This window comes from Pseudomonas sp. Irchel 3F3 (assembly GCF_900187545.1).
In the GTDB taxonomy this organism is placed as follows: domain Bacteria; phylum Pseudomonadota; class Gammaproteobacteria; order Pseudomonadales; family Pseudomonadaceae; genus Aquipseudomonas; species Aquipseudomonas fortuita.
The window spans coordinates 202647-226755 of the sequence record NZ_FYDS01000003.1; the positions used below are offsets into that span (position 1 = coordinate 202647).

26 protein-coding genes and 1 tRNA gene are annotated in these 24109 nt (G+C 59.8%); 10 read left to right on the plus strand and 17 right to left on the minus strand.

The window, feature by feature from the left end:
- Nucleotides 1-53: 53 nt before the first annotated feature.
- Nucleotides 54-1436 (plus strand): PLP-dependent aminotransferase family protein, encoded by a 1383-nt coding sequence (locus CKW35_RS07025; RefSeq protein ID WP_016487721.1) that lies wholly within the window; start codon nt 54-56, stop codon nt 1434-1436.
- On the opposite strand, the gene CKW35_RS07030 is transcribed toward CKW35_RS07025, so the two are convergent.
- The gene (locus CKW35_RS07030) at nt 1433-1633 is read right to left on the minus strand and encodes a DUF1737 domain-containing protein (protein WP_016487722.1); all 201 of its coding nucleotides are present in this window, start codon (nt 1631-1633) and stop codon (nt 1433-1435) included. The genes CKW35_RS07025 and CKW35_RS07030 overlap by 4 nt on opposite strands.
- Nucleotides 1634-1976: 343 nt before the next feature.
- Between CKW35_RS07030 and CKW35_RS07035 the strand changes: the two genes are divergently transcribed.
- Nucleotides 1977-3326: an aromatic acid/H+ symport family MFS transporter gene (locus tag CKW35_RS07035; RefSeq protein ID WP_095115534.1), complete on the plus strand. Its 1350-nt coding sequence runs from the start codon at nt 1977-1979 to the stop codon at nt 3324-3326.
- A 21-nt stretch (nt 3327-3347) separates the two neighbouring features.
- On the plus strand, nt 3348-4610 hold the full coding sequence (locus tag CKW35_RS07040; protein ID WP_016487724.1) for a gallate dioxygenase: 1263 nt from the start codon (nt 3348-3350) through the stop codon (nt 4608-4610).
- A 43-nt stretch (nt 4611-4653) separates the two neighbouring features.
- Here CKW35_RS07040 and CKW35_RS07045 read toward each other — a convergent pair whose 3' ends face one another.
- The gene (locus CKW35_RS07045) at nt 4654-5847 is read right to left on the minus strand and encodes a LysR family transcriptional regulator (protein ID WP_060517240.1); all 1194 of its coding nucleotides are present in this window, start codon (nt 5845-5847) and stop codon (nt 4654-4656) included.
- A gap of 118 nt (nt 5848-5965) precedes the next feature.
- Between CKW35_RS07045 and galB the strand changes: the two genes are divergently transcribed.
- The 3 genes from galB to CKW35_RS07060 are packed head-to-tail and all read left to right on the plus strand — an operon-like array spanning nt 5966 to nt 8543.
- The gene (galB, locus tag CKW35_RS07050) at nt 5966-6742 is read left to right on the plus strand and encodes a 4-oxalmesaconate hydratase (protein ID WP_143499757.1); all 777 of its coding nucleotides are present in this window, start codon (nt 5966-5968) and stop codon (nt 6740-6742) included.
- On the plus strand, nt 6739-7455 hold the full coding sequence (locus CKW35_RS07055; RefSeq protein ID WP_095115538.1) for a 4-carboxy-4-hydroxy-2-oxoadipate aldolase/oxaloacetate decarboxylase: 717 nt from the start codon (nt 6739-6741) through the stop codon (nt 7453-7455). Before galB ends, CKW35_RS07055 begins: the two co-directional genes overlap by 4 nt.
- Nucleotides 7456-7457: 2 nt before the next feature.
- On the plus strand, nt 7458-8543 hold the full coding sequence (locus CKW35_RS07060) for a 4-oxalomesaconate tautomerase (protein WP_095115540.1): 1086 nt from the start codon (nt 7458-7460) through the stop codon (nt 8541-8543).
- A gap of 23 nt (nt 8544-8566) precedes the next feature.
- On the opposite strand, the gene CKW35_RS07065 is transcribed toward CKW35_RS07060, so the two are convergent.
- From CKW35_RS07065 to CKW35_RS07075, 3 genes are read right to left on the minus strand one after another with little or no spacing between them, the layout of a single operon-like run.
- Complete coding sequence (locus tag CKW35_RS07065) at nt 8567-9025, minus strand: DUF3429 domain-containing protein (protein WP_095115542.1); 459 nt, start codon at nt 9023-9025, stop codon at nt 8567-8569.
- Between the two features lie 35 nt (nt 9026-9060).
- Nucleotides 9061-9621 (minus strand): GTP cyclohydrolase I FolE, encoded by a 561-nt coding sequence (gene folE, locus CKW35_RS07070; RefSeq protein ID WP_016487730.1) that lies wholly within the window; start codon nt 9619-9621, stop codon nt 9061-9063.
- Nucleotides 9606-10019 (minus strand): thiol-disulfide oxidoreductase DCC family protein, encoded by a 414-nt coding sequence (locus CKW35_RS07075; protein WP_060517311.1) that lies wholly within the window; start codon nt 10017-10019, stop codon nt 9606-9608. Before CKW35_RS07075 ends, folE begins: the two co-directional genes overlap by 16 nt.
- A 206-nt stretch (nt 10020-10225) precedes the next feature.
- Here CKW35_RS07075 and CKW35_RS07080 point away from each other — a divergent pair, with 206 nt between their 5' ends.
- Nucleotides 10226-11389 carry an AAA family ATPase gene (locus CKW35_RS07080; RefSeq protein WP_095115543.1) on the plus strand — a complete coding sequence of 388 codons (1164 nt, stop codon included), beginning with the start codon at nt 10226-10228 and terminating at the stop codon, nt 11387-11389.
- Nucleotides 11390-11540: 151 nt separating this feature from the next.
- On the opposite strand, the gene CKW35_RS07085 is transcribed toward CKW35_RS07080, so the two are convergent.
- Entirely contained in the window at nt 11541-12257 is a 717-nt protein-coding gene (locus tag CKW35_RS07085) for a hypothetical protein (RefSeq protein ID WP_095115545.1), read from the minus strand.
- A 214-nt stretch (nt 12258-12471) separates the two neighbouring features.
- On the opposite strand from CKW35_RS07085, the gene CKW35_RS28835 reads away from it, so the two are divergent.
- From CKW35_RS28835 to CKW35_RS07100, 3 genes are all read left to right on the plus strand, one after another.
- Nucleotides 12472-12651, plus strand: a complete 180-nt coding sequence (locus CKW35_RS28835) for a hypothetical protein (RefSeq protein ID WP_016487733.1) — start codon at nt 12472-12474, stop codon at nt 12649-12651.
- 484 nt (nt 12652-13135) lie between these two features.
- The gene (locus tag CKW35_RS07095) at nt 13136-13378 is read left to right on the plus strand and encodes a hypothetical protein (protein ID WP_059396186.1); all 243 of its coding nucleotides are present in this window, start codon (nt 13136-13138) and stop codon (nt 13376-13378) included.
- Nucleotides 13379-13540: 162 nt separating this feature from the next.
- Nucleotides 13541-13810, plus strand: coding sequence for a DUF3077 domain-containing protein (locus tag CKW35_RS07100; RefSeq protein ID WP_095115547.1), 270 nt, complete (start codon nt 13541-13543; stop codon nt 13808-13810).
- Nucleotides 13811-13894: 84 nt separating this feature from the next.
- Here CKW35_RS07100 and CKW35_RS27785 read toward each other — a convergent pair whose 3' ends face one another.
- The 11 genes from CKW35_RS27785 to thrS all read right to left on the minus strand — a co-directional run bounded on the left by CKW35_RS27785 (nt 13895) and on the right by thrS (nt 23824).
- Nucleotides 13895-14650, minus strand: a complete 756-nt coding sequence (locus CKW35_RS27785; RefSeq protein WP_143499759.1) for a hypothetical protein — start codon at nt 14648-14650, stop codon at nt 13895-13897.
- 78 nt (nt 14651-14728) lie between these two features.
- Nucleotides 14729-15871 (minus strand): DUF3883 domain-containing protein, encoded by a 1143-nt coding sequence (locus CKW35_RS07105; RefSeq protein ID WP_177434961.1) that lies wholly within the window; start codon nt 15869-15871, stop codon nt 14729-14731.
- A gap of 457 nt (nt 15872-16328) precedes the next feature.
- A tRNA-Pro gene (locus CKW35_RS07110) sits at nt 16329-16405 on the minus strand.
- 111 nt (nt 16406-16516) lie between these two features.
- The gene (locus CKW35_RS07115; protein ID WP_003250681.1) at nt 16517-16873 is read right to left on the minus strand and encodes a MerR family transcriptional regulator; all 357 of its coding nucleotides are present in this window, start codon (nt 16871-16873) and stop codon (nt 16517-16519) included.
- Nucleotides 16854-17156, minus strand: coding sequence for an integration host factor subunit alpha (gene ihfA / locus CKW35_RS07120; protein ID WP_003250679.1), 303 nt, complete (start codon nt 17154-17156; stop codon nt 16854-16856). Before ihfA ends, CKW35_RS07115 begins: the two co-directional genes overlap by 20 nt.
- Before the next feature lie 4 nt (nt 17157-17160).
- The gene (gene pheT, locus CKW35_RS07125) at nt 17161-19554 is read right to left on the minus strand and encodes a phenylalanine--tRNA ligase subunit beta (protein WP_095115549.1); all 2394 of its coding nucleotides are present in this window, start codon (nt 19552-19554) and stop codon (nt 17161-17163) included.
- 31 nt (nt 19555-19585) lie between these two features.
- Nucleotides 19586-20602: a phenylalanine--tRNA ligase subunit alpha gene (gene pheS / locus CKW35_RS07130; protein ID WP_016487883.1), complete on the minus strand. Its 1017-nt coding sequence runs from the start codon at nt 20600-20602 to the stop codon at nt 19586-19588.
- Nucleotides 20603-20711: 109 nt separating this feature from the next.
- Nucleotides 20712-21068: a 50S ribosomal protein L20 gene (gene rplT, locus CKW35_RS07135; RefSeq protein WP_009394046.1), complete on the minus strand. Its 357-nt coding sequence runs from the start codon at nt 21066-21068 to the stop codon at nt 20712-20714.
- 27 nt (nt 21069-21095) lie between these two features.
- A complete protein-coding gene (gene rpmI, locus CKW35_RS07140; RefSeq protein ID WP_003250667.1) occupies nt 21096-21290 on the minus strand; it encodes a 50S ribosomal protein L35 in 195 nt (64 codons plus the stop codon).
- Between the two features lie 60 nt (nt 21291-21350).
- On the minus strand, nt 21351-21902 hold the full coding sequence (gene infC / locus CKW35_RS07145) for a translation initiation factor IF-3 (protein WP_016487884.1): 552 nt from the start codon (nt 21900-21902) through the stop codon (nt 21351-21353).
- Nucleotides 21902-23824 carry a threonine--tRNA ligase gene (gene thrS / locus CKW35_RS07150; protein ID WP_016487885.1) on the minus strand — a complete coding sequence of 641 codons (1923 nt, stop codon included), beginning with the start codon at nt 23822-23824 and terminating at the stop codon, nt 21902-21904. The genes infC and thrS overlap by 1 nt, the downstream gene beginning before the upstream one ends.
- Between the last annotated feature and the right edge of the window lie 285 nt (nt 23825-24109).

Sequence of the window (24109 nt, forward strand, 5' to 3'; positions counted from 1 at the left end):
ATACAGTTAAACCGAACTGTTATGCATGTTAATCCAGCACAGTTGAGGGTGCGATGAAACGTAACGGCACGCGTATTCAAACTGTCATGGGTCAGATCCAGTCCAGGATCGCCGCTCGCACCTACACGCCAGGTGCGAGAATCCCCTCGGTCCGCGCCATGGCCCAGACCATGCAGGTATCGGTATCCACCGTGCTTGAAGCCTATGAGCGATTGATGGCACAGGGTGTACTCAGCTCCCGCCCTGGTTCAGGCTTTTACGTAGCCGGGCCAGTGGCGCCATTGGCACTGACCGACCTTGGCCCCAAGCTTGATCGGGAGGTAGACCCGCTGTGGATCTCGCGCCAGGCCCTTGAAACCTCCAGCGATGCATTGAAGCCAGGGTGCGGGTGGCTACCTCCCTCCTGGATGTACGAAGCTGGCATGCGAAAAGCCCTTCGAACGGTTGCCCGCTCTGATACTGCAAAGTTGACTGAGTACGCTTCCCCCCTTGGGCATCCGCCCCTCAGGCAATTCTTGTCGCGACGACTGGCAGCCGCCGGGATCGAAGCCCCTCTGGAACAGATCATGCTCACGGAGTCGGGCACTCACGCCATTGACCTGGTGTGCCGTTTTCTGCTGGAACCGGGCGACACTGTGCTGGTGGACGACCCCTGCTATTTCAACTTTCACGCATTATTGAAAGCGCACAGGGTGAAGATTGTTGGCGTCCCCTACACAGCCACGGGCCCGGACATCGATGCGTTCGGCGCCGCCCTGCTCGCGCACGCGCCCCGGCTGTACATAACAAATTCCGGCATCCACAACCCCAGCGGAGCCACCCTGTCGCCGGTCACCGCGCACAGGCTGCTAAAACTGGCCGATACCTCTAGCCTCGTGATTGTCGAGGACGACATCTTCGGGGATTTCGAGACCAATCCCGCGCCACGGCTGTCTGCCTTCGATGGCCTCTCTCGTGTCATCCAGATAGGCAGCTTTTCCAAGACCATCTCCGCTTCGGTTCGATGCGGCTACATTGCTGCGCGTGGTGAATGGATCGAGAGCCTGGTCGACCTCAAGATTGCGACTACATTCGGAGGAGGACGGTTGGCCGCGGACATCATCCATCACGCTATTACCGATAGCGGCTACCGAAAACACATGGAGAGTGTGCGCCTTCGGTTGGCCGAGGCAATGGACAAGACAGTAGCGAGGCTTCAGGCCATTGGGATCAAACCCTGGATAATTCCCAAGGCAGGCCTGTACGTCTGGTGCCAACTGCCTCAAGGCAAGGATGCAGCAACCCTGGCCAGAACCTGTCTGAATGACGGGGTAGTGCTGGCGCCCGGAAATGCTTTTAGCCAGTCCATGACTGCGGGTGACTTTCTCCGCTTTAACGTTGCTCAATCGGGTGATGCCAGAATCTACGACGTGTTGAAACGGGCCCTGAGTGGTTAGTCGCCGGCCCCATTCCGTGCCTCAGGCCAGATAACAGCCTGCGCCACGATCACATTTTTGCCATTGAACGTGAGTGCAGGCGAGCCATGAAGTTGATACCCCAGCTTCAAGGCATCACTGACCCTATGGCAAAAGGAAGCGTCATCGGGGCCAGTCAGCACTCGGTAAATCGGCAGCCCATCCGGTGGTTGAGTCATCTGTTCGGACCATGCAGAAGTGGTGTGTTCTTCAAGAGTACTGCCAACTGCCAGGCCACCGCTACGCGCCAGTTCACTTCCAACCTGTCCAGACCTTCACAGGCTAGGACGCGGCTAAAGATGCAGACAATAAAGCTAACGTACGCCTTAACGCTACGACGCCCGCGATAAAAAAATTAGATATCTCATTAAAGAAATCCCGCAGGCGCTGGCTGGGCCATGGGATTAGAGTCGCCCTCACGCCGTAGTCCGGCGGGGTGATTGCTGCTGGGCCGTAGCGCTCTGGAAGCCCTACCGCAACCCGGCGCAATTCACACCAATACAAGAACAAAGGTGACCACGCATGCCCAAGCCGCCTGTCGATGCCCCTATCGATGTCAAAGACTGGATCGATAACCGCCCCCTTGCTGCCTACCAGTGGCTGATCCTGTCGCTGTGCTTCCTGATCGTGCTGTTCGATGGCTTCGATGTCGCCGTCATGGGGTTTATCGCGCCTTCGCTGATGCAGGACTGGGGCCTGTCCCGCGCCGCCTTTGGCCCGGTGATGAGTGCCGGCATGGTCGGCCTTGCCATCGGCGCACTGACCGCCGGCCCGTACGCCGACCGGTTGGGCCGCAAGAAAGTGCTGCTGGTTGCGGTCAGCGGTTTCAGCCTGTTGAGCCTGGCCTGCGCCTTCGCCCGCAACCCGTATGAGCTGGCCGTGCTGCGGCTGCTGACCGGCATTGCCCTGGGTGCGGCCATGCCCAACTGCACTACCCTGCTCGCCGAATACCTGCCCACACGCAACCGCTCGCTGATGATCACCATCATGTTCACCGGCTTCAACATGGGCTCGGGCCTGGGCGGTTTTTTGTCCGCCTGGCTGATCCCTCATCACGGCTGGAAATCGGTACTGCTGGCCGGCGGCCTGCTGCCACTGGCCTTGCTGCCCTTGCTGTGGTGGCTGCTGCCAGAGTCCGCCCGCTTCCTTGCTGCACGCCAGGCACCGGCCAGCCAGATTGCGGCAGCCTTGGCCAAACTCGGCGGCCGCTTCGCTGCCGGCACCCGCTTTACCGTCAGTGAGCCAACCACGCAGCACAAGGCGCCGGCCCGGCAGCTGTTCAGCGAGCGCTACCGGTTTGGCACCCTGGCCCTGTGGCTGACCTACTTCATGGGCCTGCTGGTGATCTACCTGACCATGGGCTGGTTGCCGACCCTGCTGCGTGATGGCGGGCTGTCCATCGAGCGCGCCGCCACCATCACCGGCCTGTTCCAGATCGGCGGTGCAGTGGGTGCAATCGTGGTCGGCTGGATCATGGACCGACACAACCCCAACCGCGTCATCGCCATCGCCTACGCCTTGGGCGGCCTTTGCATCGTCTCACTGGGCGCCCTGAGCCTGGAGTCGAGCCTGCTGGTGGTGGGCGTGGCGGCTGCCGGGTTCTGCATGAGCGGCGCGCAGACCGGCCTTAACGCCTTCGCCCCTGGCTACTACCCGACCGAGTTCCGCGCCACAGGTGTAAGCTGGATGCTCGGTATCGGGCGCTTCGGGGCCATTTTCGGCTCCCTCATCGGTGGTGCCGTGCTCAGCCTGGGGCTGGGCCTGCCGCTGCTGTTCACCCTCCTCGGCCTGCCGGCATTCGCCGCCGCCCTGGCGATCCTGGCCAACGGCCACGCCCGGCTGCGCGCGACACCCGCAGTAACCGCGCCGTAACCTGTAAAAGAGGACCTTCACATGGCTCGTATCATTGGTGGCCTGGCCGTCTCCCACACCCCAACCATCGGCTTCGCAGTCGACCACGACAAACAGGAAGAAGCCGCCTGGGCGCCGATCTTCGAAAGCTTCGAGCCGATTCGCACGTGGTTGCAGCAGCGCCAGCCGGACGTACTCTTCTACATCTTCAACGACCACGTCACCTCGTTCTTCTTTGATCATTACAGTGCCTTCACCCTGGGTGTAGACGAGCAATACGGCGTGGCCGATGAAGGGGGCAACCCACGGGACCTGCCGCCAGTAGGCGGCCATGCGGCGCTATCACGGCACATCGGCCAGAGCCTGATGGCCGATGAGTTCGACATGAGCTTTTTCCGCGACAAGCCGCTGGACCACGGCTTCTTCTCGCCCATGTCGGCGCTACTGCCCTGTGATGAAAGCTGGCCCGTACAGATCGTGCCGCTGCAGGTCGGCGTACTCCAACTGCCGATCCCCACGGCGCGCCGCTGCTACAAACTGGGCCAGGCGCTGCGCCGCGCCATCGAGAGCTACCCCGAGGACCTCAAGGTGGCGATCGTCGCCACCGGCGGGGTGTCGCACCAGGTGCATGGCGAGCGTTGCGGCTTCAACAACCCGGAGTGGGACGCGCAGTTCCTTGACCTGCTGGTAAATGACCCGCAGCGCCTTACCGAGATGACGCTGGCCGAGTACGCCACGCTCGGGGGCATGGAAGGCGCCGAGGTGATCACCTGGCTGATCATGCGCGGCGCGTTGTCTGCCAATGTTGAGCGCAAGCACCAAAGCTACTACCTGCCGTCGATGACCGGCATCGCCACCCTGCTGCTGGAAAACCGCGACCAGGCGCTGCCGGCGCCGGTCAACGAACGCCACCGCCAGCACATGCAGCATCAGCTGGCTGGGGCGCAGCAGCTTGAAGGCACCTATCCCTACACCCTGGAGCGCAGTGCCAAAGGCTACCGCCTGAACAAGTTCTTGCATCGCATGATCGAGCCGCACTGGCGCCAGCGCTTCCTCAGCGAGCCCGAAGCGCTGTACAGCGAGGCAGGCCTGAGCGAAGAAGAAAGCGACTTGCTGCGCCGCCGCGACTGGCGTGGGCTGATCCACTACGGGGTGATCTTCTTCGTGCTGGAGAAGCTGGGTGCCGTGCTGGGTGTGTCCAACCTGGATATTTACGCCGCCATGCGCGGGCAGAGCATCGAAGACTTCATGAAAACCCGTAACCAGCAGGTTCGCTACTCGGTGGCCGGCAAAGCGCCCAACTGACCGATGCAGCCCGCTGAGCCTGCTACAAGGCACCCTCCTGGGCTTACGCCTGCTCAGTGATGACCTGGCGGATACAAGCCATTAGCGCAACCGCCGCCGGCGATTGCAGGCAGCCGCTGCGCTGAATCAGGCCGATGGCGCGGGCGGTACCGGGCAGGGCCAGCGGCAGGCGTTGCAGTTCGCCGCTGGCAATCTCGTAGGCCAGCTGGTGCGCAGACACCGCTGCCAGCATGTCCGAACGCACCAACAGGCCACGGATAACCGCCAGATCAGCGCTTTCCACCACCGGCCACGGCGCTGCCAGGCCGGCGGCGGCAAAGCAGTTGTCCAGCAGCTGGCGCGCAGGCGAGCCGGCCCGCGGCAACACCCAGCGCGCCTGGTGCACGCCCTGGAGCGTCAGGTGGGTGTGCAACAGCGGGTGCCCCCGACGCGCCAGCAGCACCATTTCCTCGTTGATGAGCGGCTCGCCCACCAGGTCGCTGGCATAGTCGTAAGGCCGCAAGGCGCCCAGCACAAAATCCACATCCCCTACCCGCAGCTCGGTTGCCAGCAGGTCGAACGGGCTTTCGTTGGTCACCACCCGAACCTGGGGATGCTGGGCAGTGAAGCGTAAAATGGCATCCGGCAGAATGCGCGAGCGGCCCAATGGTAACGCGCCCACGTGCACCACCCCACGCAGGGTGCCTTGCATCGCGCTGAGGTCACTGTCCAACAGGCGCAACTCGTTCAGCGCCCGGCGTATGGGGAACAGAATGTCCCGGCTGGCCACAGTGGGCTGCAGGCCGCGCGACGTACGCACGAACAAGGGCTGCCCGCACCCGCCTTCGAGCACCTTCAAAGCAGCACTGACGGCCGGCTGGCTAAGGCCGAAGTGCCGCGCCACGGTTTGCATGTGCCGTGTTTCACACAGTTTCACGAACACCTGCAGGCGCCGCGCCTGAAACAGGTAGAGGGGCTCGCCCTGCGCGGTGCCCAGCAAACTCGGCACGCCGTCCAGTTCAGCCAACACCCGCTGTGCACGCGGCAGCAGGCACTCGCCGTAGTCGGTCAGGCGCATGCCATTGGCATGGCGCTCGAACAGGGGCACGGCAAAGCGCGCCTCCAACTCGGCAATGGCGCGGGTGACCACGGACTGAGCACGGAACAACACCTCCGTCGCCCGCGACACGCTGCCCAGCTCGGCTACCCGGATGAACGCGCGTACTTGCATCAGGTTGGGCAGTTCGACGTCGATCATGAAGGTTCCCCGGCGCTCGGCTCGTGACTGCGGCGACTATGCCTCTACCCCGCTTGCCCGGCAATAAATAAAACGCATAGCCGTTGCAAATGAATGCATTAGTGCCCTGCACAGGCCAATGACATCCTGCGCCAACCCCCACTGCAGGAGCCAACAAGCAATGAATACCCCACAAACATCCGCCCTGGTGGTCAGCGCACATTCGGCCGACTTTGTCTGGCGTGCCGGTGGCGCCATTGCGCTGCACGCCGAGCAAGGCTATGCCATGCACGTGGTTTGCCTGTCTTTCGGTGAGCGTGGTGAGTCTGCCAAGCTGTGGCGCAAGGGTGAAATGACCGAAGCCAAGGTCAAGCACGCCCGCCGTGAAGAGGCCATGGCGGCGGCCGAAATCCTCGGTGCCAGCGTGGAGTTCTTTGACATCGGCGACTACCCGATGCGCGCCGACAAGGACACCCTGTTCCGCCTGGCCGATGTGTATCGCCGTGTCCAACCGGAGTTCGTGCTCAGCCACTCCCTTAAAGACCCCTACAACTACGACCACCCGCTGGCCATGCACCTGGCCCAGGAAGCCCGCATTATCGCGCAGGCTGAAGGCTACAGGCCGGGCGAGAAGATCGTGGGCGCACCGCCGGTGTACGCCTTTGAGCCGCACCAGCCCGAACAGTGCGAATGGCGCCCGGACACCTTCCTGGACATCACCGCGGTGTGGGACAAAAAGTATGCCGCCATCCAGTGCATGGCCGGCCAGGAACACCTCTGGGAGTACTACACCCGCGTGGCCCTGCAGCGCGGCGTGCAGGCCAAGCGCAACGTGGGCATCGCCAGTGCACGCAACATCGTCTACGCCGAAGGCCTGCAGAGCGTGTTCCCGCGTGTGACGGAGAACCTGGCATGAGCGGGCTGATCGGCAAGACCGGCATCGTGGTGCGTAATATCCCGCGCGTTGAGCCACACATGATTGATGCCCTGGGCCGGCTGGGTGTCGCCACGGTGCATGAGGCCCAAGGTCGCAAGGGGCTGCTCAACACTGCCGTGCGCCCCATCCAGCAGGGTGTGACCGTGGCCGGCAGCGCGGTAACCGTGCTGGTGGCCCCTGGCGACAACTGGATGTTCCATGTTGCCGTGGAGCAGTGCCGCCCGGGCGACGTGCTGGTGGTGGCGCCCAGTTCGCCGTGCAGCGATGGCTATTTCGGCGACCTGCTGGCGACCTCGCTCCAGGCCCGCGGCGTGCGCGGCCTGGTGATCGATGCGGGCGTGCGCGACAGCCAGACACTGCGCGACATGGGCTTTGCCGTGTGGTCCCGCGCCATCAACGCCCAGGGCACCGTGAAGGAAGTGCTGGGCTCGGTGAACCTGCCACTGCTGTGTGCCGGGCAGCTGGTAAAGGCCGGTGACATCGTGGTGGCCGATGACGACGGTGTCGTGGTGGTGCGCCATGGCGAAGCCCAGGCGGTAATCGATGCCGCCACCCAGCGCGCCGACCTGGAAGAACGCAAACGCCAGCGCCTGGCCGCCGGCGAGCTTGGCCTGGATATTTATGAGATGCGACCGCGCCTGGCGGCGAAGGGTTTGCATTATGTCGACCACCTCACAGACCTGGAAGGCTGAACATGGGCCAGACCCGCATCCCCTGCCTGCTGATGCGCGGCGGCACCTCCAAGGGCGCCTATTTTCTGTATGACGATCTACCCGCCCCTGGCCCGCTGCGTGACCGGGTGCTGCTGGCGGTGATGGGCTCGCCCGATGCCCGGCAGATTGACGGCATCGGCGGCGCCGACTCGCTCACCAGCAAAGTCGCCATCATCCGCGCCTCGCAGCGCGATGACGCCGACGTCGACTACCTGTTCGCTCAGGTGGTGGTGGACGAGGCACGGGTGGACTATGGGCAGAACTGCGGCAACATCCTGGCCGGCGTAGGGCCGTTCGCCCTCGAGCGCGGCCTGGTGACCGCCAGCGGCGCGAGCACACCGGTGCGCATCTTCATGGAAAACACCGGGCAGATCGCCATCGCCCAGGTGCCGACCACCGATGGCCAAGTGGAGTACGCCGGCGATACCCACATTGATGGGGTGCCGGGCCGGGCGGCGGCGCTGGTGGTGACGTTTGCCGACGTGGCCGGCGCCAGCTGCGGAGCCCTGCTGCCCACCGGCAACAGCCGCGACCGTGTCGATGGCCTGGAAGTCACCTGCATCGACAACGGCATGCCGGTAGTGCTGCTGCGTGCCGAAGACCTTGGCGTGACGGGCTACGAGCCTTGCGAAACGCTGGAGGCCGACAGCGCCCTGAAAACACGCCTGGAGGCTATCCGCCTGCAACTGGGCCCACGCATGAGCCTGGGTGATGTGAGCCAGCGTAATGTGCCGAAAATGTGCCTGCTGTCGGCACCGCGCAACGGCGGCACGGTCAATACGCGCTCGTTCATCCCGCACCGTTGCCATGCGTCCATCGGGGTGTTTGGTGCGGTGAGTGTCGCTACGGCCTGCTTGATTGAAGGGTCGGTTGCACAGGGCCTTGCCCGCACGCCAGGCGGTGATCGTCAGCGTTTGGCGGTGGAGCATCCGAGTGGGGAATTTACGGTGGAAATCAGCCTGGAACATGGCGTGATCAGAGGGTGCGGGTTGGTGAGAACGGCGCGTTTGTTATTTGACGGGGTTGTGTGCATCGGGACAGATATTTGGGGTGGGCCGGAGAAGTGACTCATCAAGGGTGGCTTGGGGTTTCAAAAATGAAGGGATACCGCAAGTCCACTGACCAGCAAACAGAGGCTCGCTACAGCAGTGAGCTGCACGCGCATCGGCAGATACCACCCAGGCACCGCTTGCGCCAGTTTGCGGTCCTGCCAAAGATGGCCGATAAAACCAAAGGTCAACACCAGACACCCCAATGGCACAGGCAGCAACGTGCCAACCCAACCGATCAGGGCCGGTATGACACTCCACACCAGTCGCTCTTGACGCTGCTTCGCGGGCAACCCCTGCAGCGTCATGGCGAACCCCCAGTGCAGGGCACCGACGAAGCTCAATATCACCGCGCCATAGCCCACCAGCATCATCGAGAAAAACGCTCGATATTCAGCCCCAAAAAAGATGAGCAACGTCAAACCAATAAACGGCAGCAGACCGCCGTACCCCAGGACAGCGAAGCGGCTTGGAGATAAAGCAGTAGCATCGGTATTCATCTGGGCGCCCCTTCGCAGCGGTTCAGGACCGGGTGTCAATTGTGTCGTCCAATGAGGTTAAGGAATTCGTGCCGCGTCGACGGGGCGTCGCGAAATTCACCTAACATCACGGATGTCATCATCACCGAGTTCTGCTTCTCTACACCGCGCATCATCATGCACATATGCTTGGCTTCGATCACGACCGCTACCCCTGCGGCATCCGTGACTTCCTGCACGGCATACGCAATTTGCCGCGTGAGGTTTTCCTGTATCTGTAAACGACGGGCGAACATGTCCACCACGCGTGCAACCTTGGAAAGCCCTAACACGCGCCCTGTTGGCAGGTACGCGACATGCGCCTTGCCAATGAATGGCAACAGGTGGTGTTCGCACAAGGAGTAGAGTTCGATGTCCCGCACCACAATCATTTCATCGTTTTCACTCTCGAACAAAGCACCGTTCACGACCTCGTGAAGATTCTGCGCATACCCGTTGCACAGGTACTGCATCGCTTTAGCCGCACGCTGGGGTGTGTCCAGGAGCCCTTCGCGCTGGGGGTTTTCACCAATACCGACCAGGATTTCATGATAGTGCTCGGCTAACGAATGTGACATTTGGACTCCTCACCGCTACAGCGGTGCCCGCCAGCGGGATGTGGTAGCCAGGCCAAGTGTGGCCTCAAACGGCAGAACAGTCTGTAAAGCACCGAAAACAGGGGACGTAGCGGACGCCAGGCCAGTGGCGCGACCCACATGCCCACATCGGCAGCACGCCAACTCCACAAGGTGGCGTCCAAGCCTGTAACCCAGTGCCCGCTCGCGAACCTTCCATGCAGGCACGACCTCAGTTGCTCAACCGTCAAGCCCAATGCTGACGGATCGAAATCGTCATCACTGATGTCCACCAGGATGAGCTTTGCCCCGGTCGATTGCCTGCGCAGAAAGGCTATCTCCCGAGCGCACAATGGGCAGGCGCCGTCAAAGTACAGCGTGAAGGGCCACTTGCAAGACATGTACAACCTCTCATGCTTGTACAGGTTTTTGTACAAGTTAGCCGAAACCAGGAATTTCGCAATGGCCGTGACAACTTTCGGTGACGGCAGCCAAGCGGAACGGCTTTTGATGGGTGCATGCCCCTCCCCCGCAGCCGTGTTGAGCGGTAGTAAGCCAGGTGCAGTTCGGCCACAATCGCTCACTCAGTCAAGCTGGGACGCACCGCATGCTCACCACCCTCGCCATCGGCAACTACCGCTCGATCAACCACCTTGTGTTGCCGTTAGGCCAACTCAACCTGGTGACCGGTGCCAACGGCAGCGGCAAATCCAACCTGTACAAAGCCCTGCGCCTGCTGGCCGAAACCGCCCAGGGCGGCGTGATCGAAGCCCTGGCCCGTGAAGGCGGGCTGGATTCGACCTGGTGGGCTGGCCCGGAAACCAGCGCACGGATGAGGCGCGGCGAAGTGCCCATCCAAGGCCAGCACCCGAGCGAAGCCAGGCGCCTGCGCCTGGGCTTTGCCACCGAGCATTTCGGTTTTGCCATCTCCCTCGGCCTGCCGATTCCCCTGCCGTATCCAACCGCGTTCATGCTCGACCCTGAGATAAAGTGCGAGGCCATCTGGGGCGCTGGCGCCTACCGGCCCGCTTCATTGCTGGTCGAGCGCAAGAACGCCCTGGTGCGCGCCCGCGAGGGCCGCAGCTGGGCGGTGCTCGATCAGCATGCCGACAGCGGCGAAAGCTTCTTCAACATCGTCGGCCGGCCCCGCCAGGCGCCAGAGATTGGTGAGCTGCGCGCGTTCATCAACAGCTGGCGGTTCTACGACCACTTTCGCATCGACCGCGACGCGCCTTGCCGACAGCCACAGCTGGGTACCCGGTCGCCAGTGTTGCATCACGACGGCCGCAACCTCGCTTCGGCGCTGCAGACCATTATCGAGATAGGTGATGTCGAAGACCTGGTAGCGGCGCTGGACGACGCGTTTCCCGGCAGCCGCCTGGCGATCGATGCACCGCCGGGCGGGCTGTTCAGCGTCCGGTTACACCAGCATGGGCTGCTGCGCCCGTTAGGGGGTGCTGAATTGTCGGATGGCACCTTGAGGTACCTGTTGCTAATGGCGGCGCTGCTGACACCACGCCCGCCGTCACTGATGGTGCTGAACGAACCGGAAACCAGCCTGCATGCCGACCTGCTCCCTGCGCTTGCCCGCCTAATCATCCGCGCTTCGCAACGTAGCCAGGTGTGGGTGGTGTCGCACAGCAAGCCGCTGATCGACGCATTGACCGCGTGCGACGGGTGCAATGTGCTGGAGCTTGAGAAGCACCACGGGCAAACGCAGTTGCGAGGGGTGGGTTTGCTGGACGAGCCCCTGTGGCGGTGGGTTGACTGACCACGGCTGCCCAAGCCTCAAGCCCCAAAAGCAAGCCATGCACCGCACCTGTAGGAGCTGGCTTGCCTGCGATGGGCCGCAAAGCGGCCCCATTGGCCATAACTGACCAACATCAAGCCCTGCCCCACCCCGGCCCACTTCGAAAGTGCACTCAAGGCCTCATCAACGGCTCGATCCCGATCCATTTCTTCACTGGGTGATAACAGAGCCTCAACGGCGGAATCTCCACCTTGCGGCCCTGCACATCCAGTGCCCCCAGATGAATCGTCCATTTGGAATCCGCATCAAACTTGTCCGTCTGGAAGATCACATACGCCGAGCCATAGCGCTTGTTGTTGGTCATCCTGGGAATCATCCGATGCACTTCATCGCTGTTGATGTCGTACGGCGATCGCCGGGCGGTCTTCTCATTTACCAACGGAAAGTCGTAGGTCTCGTTAACGCCCACGTACACCTCGGGCCGTGCATTCAGGCGCGAACCGTCTTCGAAGGTGATGTAAGCCTGGCGGCTGTCGTACAACACCGGTATCGGGGGCTCGCCACGCTTGGAATCAGTCGACGGGCGCTGACGGTCTTTGTTGTAGGCGACCATTTGCACATAAAATTCCTGCCGCGAGTACTTCTCGCCCGGGTACTGCACGTACAGGGCTTGCTTGTAGGGCTTTTCGCCCCATAGGGCGGCGTGGTCGTAGAGGTAGGTTTCCAGGTAAAGCGTGGTCTCACCCTGCGGCCCTGGCACCTTGAACTGGAACTGGGATTCGCAGAGGTCCGCGTAGGCGGCACGCTCGCGTTTCCAAGGGACGCAAGCGGTTAACGAAGCCACTGCCAGCAGTAGGATGAGAGAGGTGGTCCGTTTCAGGTTATTCATGACCTGCCCTGGTCGAGATGAGAGTGGATCAGTTTCGAGCGCCGAACGGCGGAAGTCCATGCTGCCCCTTTGCTATTATCGCGCTACAGACAGCAGACCTTGCAGCCGCTGGGGATGTGACCACAAAGCCGGTAGCAGATTTGCTAAGATCGCGGCATTTCCGCTGGGTGACCGCATCCTCACCCAAGCCATTTGCAGCCTGCTGGAAGACCCGATGAACAAATTGATCCTGCCTTTCGCCATCTTCGTTAGCGTCCTACTCACTGGAAAAATCGCCGAGCATTACGGCCTGGAGGGCAGCTGGAAAATCGGCCTGCTGTGCCTCGTGGCAGCTGCCGTCCAGATCGCTGTTACCCGTTTTCAGCGCTACCAGCGGCACAAAGCCCAGCTGTAAAGGGCGCAAGGCCCCGCTAACGTCGCTGGCTGATCACATTCTGGGGACTTTTCTTTCACCCCATTTTCACAGTGGCTTGGGCAGTATCAAGCTATCCCTACGTGATAGTACTTAGCCCGCCTCGGCGGGCTTTCTTTTGCCCGCCTGTTTCCTGTCGACGTCTTGAGGAACGGCAGCGGGTCGAAAAATCAGAAATAACCCCTTCCTTGTAGGCCATTTCCCAAAGATACTCCTCGCGCCTGTTTTTCGTTGCACATGGAAATAGTCAGCCCTAGTCTCGACCTGTCGCTGCCAATTCAGCGACCGGTTTTGACAGACCGCTGACGTTGTCCTCATGTGCTCGCTTTCATGGCGGCTGTACGTGTGGGCACCTTCTGGTGCGCCGAGTGCCAACGTCTCGGTCTGTCAACCCGCGTACAGCTGCCACCATCTTGTTTGACAGCGAGGTTGAGGTAGCTCCACTTTCCGACGTTGGAGTTTCACCATGCTCAAGATCGTTCCAGATCCACCCCACAAGACTCTCTGCCTCGAAGATACCCTCATCGAAGCCTCGGACTACGCGCTTTGCGCTGCGACTGTCGTGCACCAGGCAATGCTGCTACAGCCCAAGTCGCCAGCATCGATTTTGATGATGACCTCGATGCATGAACTGGAGACGCTGCGGGCTTTACTGGAGTCCGCAATAGTCCAAGTGCAGATGCCCACTGAGCCTGGGACTTCGCACTGAAGCCTAATTGATGTGTTGCCCAGGCACCCAAACGCCTGCAAGCCGAGCCTCCACATGGATCTGAGCCATGTCGCAGATCGTGAAGCCTATGCAGCACTTGTAGGAGCTGGCTTGCCGGCGAGAGGCCAACCCAGGCACTAGAGATTTCGGGGAGATTGACCAATGTCCACAGAAGAAACCAAATTCACCGTCGGCAAAACCACCTTCTATCAGGGTGAAAACCAGACCCACCCGCTGTTTCGCATCGAAGCCGGTATCCCTTGCCAGAGCGCGCGGGAACAGGCATCAGAGCTAATGGGCTACGCAAGGGATATGACCTTGGATGGCTTGATGGAAGACAAGCCACAGCTGATTTGGGCCTCCCACTACCTTTGCGCTTTGGCCAAAGCGCTGATGGATGATGCGGAGCTGGGGATGATGAAGGACCGCTGACAATTCACAGTAGATTTTCTCTATGTGGAAGCAGCCTTGCGTCGCAAGAGGGCCGCGCTGCGGCCCTGTTATCTATCAGGAATATTACTCACCCACTTTCGAATGTTCCAAACAAACATCCAGTTCTGGGCTTTCTTTACTAGCATCCTTCAAAGCCACATCAAGAATTTCGATTTGGTAGCGATAACGGGCCGCAAGACATCCCAACAAGATCGCCCCTATTGAAAAACCAAACAAAAAAGCCCCAACCCAAAGCAGCAGGGTATTACCAAGATTATCCAGCGCGAAGCCTGCTGAGAGTGTCTGCCCAACCCAGTTCAAACCACCAAATTCGCCGACAAACGAGTATGAGGTCGCCAGCAGACCAACGACTGCTGTTTTCTCACCAAAAAATCTTCCTGAAGTAGCATTTATTCGGCTGACTCGCCTTTCCAACCAAAATCGTGCGTCCTTCAGTACAGGAAGTCCATAAAACTCCAATTGACCAGCCAGCTTATGCTCATGGCGCACATCCTCACACAAGCTGTTAAGGGCTAGCGCTTTCCATTTCCGCAGCAATACTAATGAGGCGATCATTGGAATTATTAAAGCAGCCAGAGCCAGAATCGTAGTGAGTAGAAACATCACAACTACAAATATTTTGGCTGCCACGGATGGAGGCTTAACATTGTAAAAAAATACGAACAATACGTTTGCGAGTAAAAAAATAAACGAAAAACTTAGGCACCCATTTGCGATTAACTGAGATCTAGCCTCTACATCGGTGCGACGGACTTTACGTGGTTCACAGCGGCTTAATACTTCTAAAACCTTGAGGGTGTGATCAATCGACACTGACATTGCTCCTCCATGATTTCCAACGCAGGCATGCTCTAAAGCCAACTGACGCTAAGCACATAAATTAAAAAATTTGCTTTACTAGCGGAAGTGCTCGCGGAAGCTCGCCCTGAAGTCCAACGGTTTTAGGTAGAGCTGGTTCGACAAGTCACCGCGCAGAATGAAGAGCTTTGGCTCACCGCTAAGCTGGAAAACCCGATAAAGATAAAACTGGACCCCTGCTTCCACAGAGAACTCCAGCTCATTGTGGCTAACGATGAATGAGGATGCGATCCCTCCATTCGTCGCCTTCACCTCGATATAGCGATGGAGAGCAGGGCTTTCGAACGAGAGAATGTCGTAGCCGGCGCCATCACCTTGAGTTTCCGAGATCCACTCCAGCCTCTGGAACAACTCTGGATGACCAATTTCAGTCAGGCGATGCTGCTCGTAACCAATTACCCAATCCTCCCCCAATCGGCCCAATTTACGATTCGCTTCATCCCGAGCGGCGTGGTCAAGCTTGCGCGGTAGGCGTTGTCGTGGATGGGTAGGCACAACGAGTTTTTGCCTCTCCTCCATGACCGGAGACTCGATTAGCACAGCGGAGTAAGTTTTCTGTGCCGGAGTTTTTACCTCCTCCAATGCGTCAACGATCTTGCCCACATCTGTGGAATGTCGAAGCACATAATCCTGGACAGCCTTGCGCAACAATAATTGGCTGTTGCCACGCGGTTTGTAGCCCTGAATGAAAGGCAGGCCCATGCCTGCGAGAATGGCGCTAATGTTTTGATGTTTGAGCTCTACAGAAGCTTTGCTTCGCCCCCTGAGCTGCTTGCGCAAGACCTCGTTGTGGCCGGACTTGTTGAAGCCCACGCCATCAGCTTCCAAGCGCAACATTTCAAAATAGTCCACGACTGTGGCGTGGACTTCATCCTCCGTCCAATCCTGCCCGGTTCGTGTAACCTCAAAACCCAAGCTCCGAAGCAGCGGAACTACGGTCATTTCACCGCCTGAGAAATCATCCGCCCCGAGCACGCCTTGAGTAGGAAACTGCTTTCCAAAGGCAACACCCACAATCGCCTTGGAATCACATGGCTCGCCAGTTCGAGGGTTGCGGACCATGTAGTCCCTAGACTTATCAAAGCCGTATCGCTTGAGAAACGCCACACGCCCCAAACGCGAAAACTCATCCATTGCAGCCTGTACAGCGGCGGGGCTTTTCAGAAGGGAAAGCTGAGTCACTAACTGTGCGTCCTTGCGGCAATTTTCTCCGCCACTCTCAGCTTTTTCCTACGCGAAATCAAGCCAGCAAGGCATCACGGCCTGTGAACTAAGGCTTTTGGGCCCATCGCGGACGCTCAGCCCACACCATCAGAAGGGCCCTGAGCGTGTTCCTACACGCTTTCTAACTTCCCTTGCGAACGTATGGTGCCCGGTGCCTGCAATAAGGCCGAAATGATAGCTCAAATGCAGTACGGCTCCTCCGCGACCACGGGATGCTCCCGGGAAAATCCCTGGTGCTGCGAGCCAGCTCGTCTAGTGCCACCCGCCTGCTAACGGGTCAAGCTAATTATTTGTGGCGATCCATCCAAAAGATCACCTCTGCAGCGTTCATAGATACAATGTTTCACATTCCGCATTAAGCACGGACACGCGAAAAAGCCCGGTCGTCACCGACTGGGCTTTTTCGTTTCAATAATGGTCGGGACGGAGTGATTCGAACACTCGACCCCTTGCACCCCATGCAAGTGCGCTACCGGGCTGCGCTACGCCCCGACTGGGCTTTGAAGCATGTCCTCAATGTTGCTGAGGACGTTGAAGAATGTACCCTAACCATCTGATAAGTGGAAGCTTTTTCTTAAAAAAATTCCACCTATGCGAAAGATCTCACTTCTTCAAAACCACCAACACATCCTCCAACTCAACAATCATCTGCCGAATCAGCTGCTTGTACTGGCTGGATTCATCCTTAGCCTCATCACTGGAGAGCCGTAACCGCGCCCCGCCAATGGTGAACCCTTGGTCATAAAGCAGCGCACGAATCTGGCGGATCATCAGCACATCCTGCCGCTGATAATACCGCCGATTCCCCCGCCGCTTCACAGGGTTAAGCTGATCGAACTCCTGCTCCCAGTACCGCAGCACGTGTGGCTTTACAGCACACAGCTCGCTGACTTCACCAATGGTGAAGTAGCGTTTGCCCGGTATGGGGGGCAGTTCGTCGTTATGGCTTGGTTCCAGCATAGGCCTCAACCCGGGCCTTCAACTTCTGCCCTGGACGAAAGGTGACGACGCGCCGTGCAGTGATCGGGATCTCTTCCCCTGTTTTAGGGTTGCGGCCCGGCCGCTGGCGTTTGTCGCGAAGGTCGAAGTTGCCGAAACCGGACAGCTTCACCTGCTCGTTCTCTTCAAGTGCGTGCCGAATTTCTTCGAAAAACAGCTCGACCAGCTCCTTGGCCTCACGCTTGTTAAGCCCCAGCTCCTCGTACAGCCTTTCGGCCATCTCAGCTTTCGTCAGAGCACCCATGCCGTTATTTCCTTAACGTGGTGTTCAACCTTTGTTCGAGCGAGGTGAGGATATTTTGCAGGGTAGTGTTCACCTCATCGTCGTTAAGAGTGCGCGATGGATGCTGCCAGGTCAAGCCAACGGCAAGGCTTTTTCTATCAGGATCAATGCCTTTACCTTGGTAGACATCAAACAGCCTGAGGTCTGTGAGCCATTCGCCTGCATTGTCACGAATTAATTCAAGCACCGCGCTAGAAGCTACATCACGTCCTGCAATCAAAGCCAGGTCGCGACGGGTTTCCGGGAACTTGGACAGCTCGCTGAATTTCGGCAGGCGGCCTTCGACCACGTCGCCCAGCACCAGCTCGAACAGGAACACCGGGCGATCCAGGCCCAGGGCTTTGGCCAGCTCTGGGTGGATGGCGCCAAGGTAGCCGACCAGTTTGCCGTCGCGCTCGATGGCGGCGGTCTGGCCTGGGTGCAGGGCTGGGTGTTTGGCGGCGCTGAAGGTGAAGTCGCTCAGGGCGCCGGAGTAGCCCAGCAGGGCTTCGACGTCGGCTTTTACGTCGAAGAAGTCGACGCCGTCGCGGCCGTTGGCCCAGCCTTCTGGCAGGCGGCTGCCGGTGATTACGCCGGCAATCATTGGCTGCTGTTGCAGGTCACCCAGTTGGCCGACGAAGCGCAGGCCGCTTTCGAACAGGCGCACGCGGTCTTGCTGGCGGTTCAGGTTGTGCTGCAGTGCCTTGACCAGGCCCGGCCACAGCGAGGCGCGCATGGCGGCCATGTCGCTGGAAATGGGGTTGGCCAGCAACAGCGGCTCTACGCCCGGGCTGAACAGTTCGAACAGTTTCGGGTCGATGAAACTGTAGGTGATGGCTTCCTGGTAGCCGCGGGCAACCAGCAGGCGGCGCAGGGTCGGCAGGTCACCGCGGGTTTCCGGCTTGCCTTTTGGCGCCAGGCGGGCTTGCGGGTAGCGAACCGGCAGGTTGTTGTAGCCGTACAGGCGGGCCAGCTCTTCGATCAGGTCCACTTCCAGGCTGATGTCGAAGCGGTGGCTCGGGACGTTGACGGTCCACTGCGCTACACCTTCAGAGCCGCCACTCTTGGTGGTGGTCAGCTCCAGAGCGTTGAGCAGTTGCTCGACCTGGGCTGGGTCCATTTCCATGCCGAGCATCTGGGTGATGCGTTCGGCGCGCAGGGTGACGGGGGCCACTTTTGGCAGGTGTTGCTCGCTGACAGCTTCAACGACCGGGCCGGCTTCGCCGCCAACGATGTCCAGCAGCAGCTGGGTGGCGCGCTCGATAGCTTCGCGGGCCAGCTGCGAGTCGACGCCGCGCTCGTAGCGGTGCGAGGCATCGGTGTGCAGGCCGTAGGAACGGGCTTTACCGGCAACGGAAATCGGCTCGAAGAAGGCACTTTCCAGGAACAGGTCGCGGGTTTTTTCGGTGTTCACACCGCTGTGCTCGCCACCCATGACGCCGGCGATGGCCAGGGCGCGGGTGTGGTCGGCGATTACCAGGGTGTCTGCGCGCAGGGCAACTTCCTGGCCGTCGAGCAGGACGAGTTTTTCGCCCTCTTCGGCCATGCGGACGCGGATGCCGCCGTTGATTTCTGCCAGGTCGAAGGCGTGCATCGGCTGGCCGAGTTCGAGCATCACGTAGTTGGTGATGTCGACGGCAGCGTCGATGCTGCGCACGTCGCTGCGGCGCAGGCGTTCGACCATCCACAGTGGGGTCGGCTTGCTCAGGTCGACGTTACGGATAACGCGGCCCAGGTAGCGTGGGCAGGCAGCCGGGGCGCTGACTTCGACCGGGCGCACTTCGTCGTGGGCAGGCGCTACGGCAGGCACCACCGGGCGGGTGACCGGGGTGTCGTACAACGCGCTGACGTCGCGGGCCAGGCCGGCGATGGACAGGCAGTCACCGCGGTTGGGCGTCAGGCCGATCTCGATGCTGGCGTCGTCCAAGCTCAGGTAGGTGCGAATGTTTTCGCCAACCGGGGCATCAGCCGCCAACTCCAGCAGGCCGTCGTTCTCTTCGCTGATTTCCAGCTCGGCCGCCGAGCACAGCATGCCGAAGGACTCGACGCCGCGCAGCTTGGCCTTCTTGATCTTGAAGTCGCCAGACAGCTCGGCGCCGATCATGGCGAACGGCACCTTGATGCCTGGGCGGGCGTTAGGGGCGCCGCACACGACCTGGAAAGTTTCCTGGCCGTTGCTCACCTGGCACACGCGCAGCTTGTCGGCGTCCGGGTGTTGTTCGGTGGCGAGGATTTCGCCCACGACAATGCCGCTGAACTGGCCGGCAGCGGGGGTAACGCTGTCGACTTCGAGGCCGGCCATGGACAGGCGGGCGACCAGTTCGTCACGGGAGACTTGCGGGTTTACCCAACCGCGCAGCCACTGTTCACTGAATTTCATGCTGTTCTCCTAGAATGTGCGTCGATTGGGCCTAGCGGAATTGGGCAAGGAACCGCAGGTCGTTGTCGAAGAACAGACGCAAATCGTTGACGCCATAGCGCAGCATGGCCAGGCGCTCGGCGCCCATGCCGAAGGCGAAGCCCTGGAACTCTTCAGGGTCGATGCCGGACATGCGCAGCACGCTCGGGTGCACCATGCCGCAGCCCATCACTTCCAGCCAGCCGGTTTGCTTGCACACGCGGCAGCCGTTGCCGGAACACATCACGCACTGGATGTCGACTTCGGCGGACGGCTCGGTGAAGGGGAAGAACGACGGGCGGAAACGCACCGCCAGTTCTTTTTCGAAGAACACCCGCAGGAATTCTTCGATAGTGCCCTTGAGGTCGGCGAAGTTGATATCGCGATCGATCAGCAGGCCTTCGACCTGGTGGAACATCGGCGAGTGGGTGATATCCGAGTCACAGCGGTATACGCGGCCCGGGCACACAATGCGGATGGGCGGCTGGGTCGACTCCATGGTCCGCACCTGCACCGGCGAGGTGTGGGTGCGCAGCAGCATGTTGGCATTGAAGTAGAAGGTATCGTGCATCGCCCGCGCCGGGTGGTGGCCAGGGATGTTGAGCGCTTCGAAGTTGTGGTAGTCGTCTTCGACCTCTGGGCCTTCGGCAATGCCGTAGCCGATGTGGGTGAAGAACTGCTCGATGCGCTCGAGTGTACGGGTGATCGGGTGCAGGCCACCGGTGGCCTGGCCGCGGCCTGGCAGGGTGACGTCAATGCATTCGGCAGCCAGGCGAGCGCTGAGCTCGGCTTCTTCAAAGGCAGCCTTGCGGGCATTGAGCACAACGGTGACGCGCTCTTTGGCGTCGTTGATCAGCGCGCCGACTTTCGGCCGCTCTTCGGCTGGCAGGTTGCCCAGGGTCTTCATCACCTGGGTCAGTTCGCCCTTCTTGCCGAGATAATTAACCCGGATCTGTTCCAGGGCATTGATGTCTTCAGCGCGCTCCACGGCCTCTAGGGCTTGGGAGACCAGCGCATCCAGGTTTTCCATGTACAGACTCCAGATACGAAAATAGGGGAAGAGCTTTGAAGGCTCTTCCCCTATCGATGACGTTCAATGCCCGACGGCGCTAGCGCCGCCGGGTGATTGTCGCGGGTACTTAAGCCAGAACGGCTTTAGCTTTCTCGACAATCGCAGCAAACGCCGCTTTTTCGTTCACTGCCAGATCGGCCAGAACCTTACGGTCGATTTCGATCGAAGCCTTTTTCAGGCCAGCAATCAGACGGCTGTAGGACAGACCGTTATTGCGGGCACCGGCGTTGATACGAGCGATCCACAGTGCGCGGAACTGACGCTTCTTCTGGCGACGGTCGCGGTAGGCGTATTGGCCTGCCTTGATGACCGCTTGCTTGGCTACGCGGAATACGCGCGAGCGTGCACCGTAGTAACCTTTAGCCAGTTTCAGAATTTTCTTGTGACGCTTACGAGCGATGACGCCACGCTTAACACGAGCCATGAGTAACTTCCTCTATCTTAACCAGAATTAACGAACGCGCAGCATGCGCTCGACTTTTGCCACGTCAGACGGGTGCAGCAAGCTGGCACCGCGCAGTTGACGCTTACGCTTGGTCGACATTTTGGTCAGGATGTGGCTCTTGAAAGCGTGCTTGTGCTTGAAGCCCGAAGCTGTCTTCAGGAAGCGCTTCGCAGCACCGCTTTTGGTTTTCATTTTTGGCATGTTGGAACTCCGCATTCGATAAAATTACACATAATCATCAGGCCTGCCGTGCCCGGGAGATTACTTCTTTTTCTTGGGGGCGATGACCATCATAAGCTGGCGTCCTTCCATCTTCGGATGCTGCTCAACGGTGCCGTATTCAAGCAGGTCATTTTCAACCCGCTTCAACAGCTCCATGCCCAGCTCCTGGTGGGCCATCTCACGACCACGGAATCTCAGAGAGATCTTGGCCTTGTCCCCATCGGTAAGGAAACGTACCAGGTTGCGTAGTTTTACCTGGTAATCCCCATCCTCCGTCCCTGGACGAAACTTGATTTCTTTGATCTGGATCTGCTTCTGGTTTTTCTTGGCTTCGTTGGCCTGCTTCTTCTTCTCGAAGAGGTGCTTGCCGTAGTCCATGACCTTGCAGACGGGCGGTACCGCGTCTGCAGAGATTTCTACCAGGTCCAGCTTCGCTTCATCAGCGATACGCAGCGCTTCATCAATCGAGACGATGCCAACCTGCTCGCCGTCTGCGCCAATTAACCGAACCTCGCGGGCCGAGATATTCTCGTTGATCGGGGCCTTCGGTACAGCACGCTTATCGTTTCTCATTTCACGCTTAATAGTCATTACTCCGATTCTTGGCGACCACGCCGGGAAACCGCTTGTGTCAGAAGCTCAGCGAATTGGGCGACGGGCATGGAGCCCAGGTCTGCGCCTTCGCGAGTACGCACTGCAACGGTCTGCGTTTCGACTTCGCGATCCCCTATAACCAAAAGGTACGGGACCTTGAGCAAAGTATGCTCGCGGATTTTAAAGCCGATCTTCTCATTTCTCAAGTCCGACTTGGCACGGAAACCGCTACCGTTCAGAGATTTCTCAACCTCGAGGGCGAAATCGGCCTGTTTGTCGGTGATATTCATGATCACCGCCTGGGTCGGTGCCAGCCACGCCGGGAACACGCCAGCGTAGTGCTCGATCAGCATGCCGATAAAGCGCTCGAACGAACCGAGGATGGCGCGGTGCAGCATGACCGGGCGAACACGGCTGTTATCTTCGGCGATATAGCTGGCATCCAGACGCTCTGGCAGGTTCGGGTCGTACTGCAGGGTACCACACTGCCAGTTACGGCCGAGGCAGTCGCGCAGGGTAAACTCGATTTTCGGGCCATAGAAAGCGCCCTCGCCTGGCTGGTATTCCCACTCCAGGCCCGATTCGTTCAGGGCGTCGGCCAGTGCCGATTCGGCACGGTCCCACAGCTCTTCAGAACCGACACGCTTGGCCGGACGGGTGGACAACTTCATGGCGATATCGCTGAAGCCGAAGTCTTTGTACACGTCCAGGGTCAGCTTGATGAAGTCGGCGGCTTCTTTCTTCACCTGGTCTTCGGTGCAGAAGATGTGCGCGTCGTCCTGCACGAAGCCACGCACGCGCATGATGCCGTGCAGGGCGCCGGACGGCTCGTTACGGTGGCAGGCACCAAACTCGGCCAGGCGCAGCGGCAGGTCGCGGTAGCTTTTCAGGCCCTGGTTGAACACCTGCACGTGGCACGGGCAGTTCATCGGTTTTACCGCGTAGTCACGGCTTTCCGACGACGTGGTGAACATGTTCTCGGCGTAGTTGGACCAATGCCCGGAACGCTCCCAGAGAATACGGTCAACAACCTGCGGGGTCTTGATTTCCAGGTAGCCGTTGGCGCGCTGAACCTGGCGCATGTACTGCTCAAGCACCTGGTATACAGTCCAGCCGTTGGCATGCCAGAACACCATGCCCGGGGCTTCTTCCTGCAGGTGGAACAAGTCGAGCTGCTTGCCGATCTTGCGATGGTCGCGTTTTTCGGCTTCTTCGATGCGCTGAACGTAGGCAGCCAGCTGCTTTTTGTCGGCCCAGGCGGTGCCGTACACGCGCTGCAGCTGCTCGTTCTTGGCATCACCGCGCCAGTAGGCACCGGACAGCTTGGTCAGCTTGAATGCCTTGAGGAAGCGGGTGTTCGGCACGTGCGGGCCACGGCACATGTCGACATATTCTTCGTGATAATACAGGCCCATGGCCTGCTCATCCGGCATGTCCTCGACCAGGCGCAGCTTGTAGTCTTCGCCACGGGCCTTGAACACATCGATGACTTCGGCGCGCGGGGTCACTTTCTTGACCACGTCGTAGTCTTTCTCGATCAGCTCCATCATGCGCTTTTCGATGGCAGCCATGTCTTCAGGGGTGAAGGGGCGCTCGTAGGCGATGTCGTAATAGAAGCCTTCATCGATAACCGGGCCGATGACCATCTTGGCGGTCGGGTACAGCTGCTTCACGGCGTGGCCGACCAAGTGGGCGCACGAGTGACGGATGATCTCCAGTCCCTCTTCATCTTTAGGGGTGATGATCTGCAGGGTGGCGTCGTGGCTGATCAGGTCGCACGCGTCGACCAGTTTGCCATCGACCTTGCCGGCGACCGTGGCCTTGGCCAGGCCGGCACCGATGGATGCGGCTACGTCGGCGACGGATACGGCGTGGTCAAACGAACGTTGACTGCCATCGGGAAGAGTAATAATGGGCATGGCGCCTCCTCTCCTAGTGGTGACCCCTACCAAAGGTCACGTGGGTTGGGATGAGCCAGTACAAGATCCGGCCTGCCTTCCTTCACAAGGAAGCCTGCCTCACAGTGGCAGAAGCCTTTCGGCTTGCAAGGGACGAACCAGAGTGACTGGAAAGAAAAAAGATAGCTGCAGCCGGCACAGCGCGACTACAAGCCGGGCATGCTAGCACGCGGGTTGCGCCCCAGGCAGAAATATTTGGAAATTGCACCGCAGCGGTGAACTATCGCGGAAAAATACGGCTCAGAC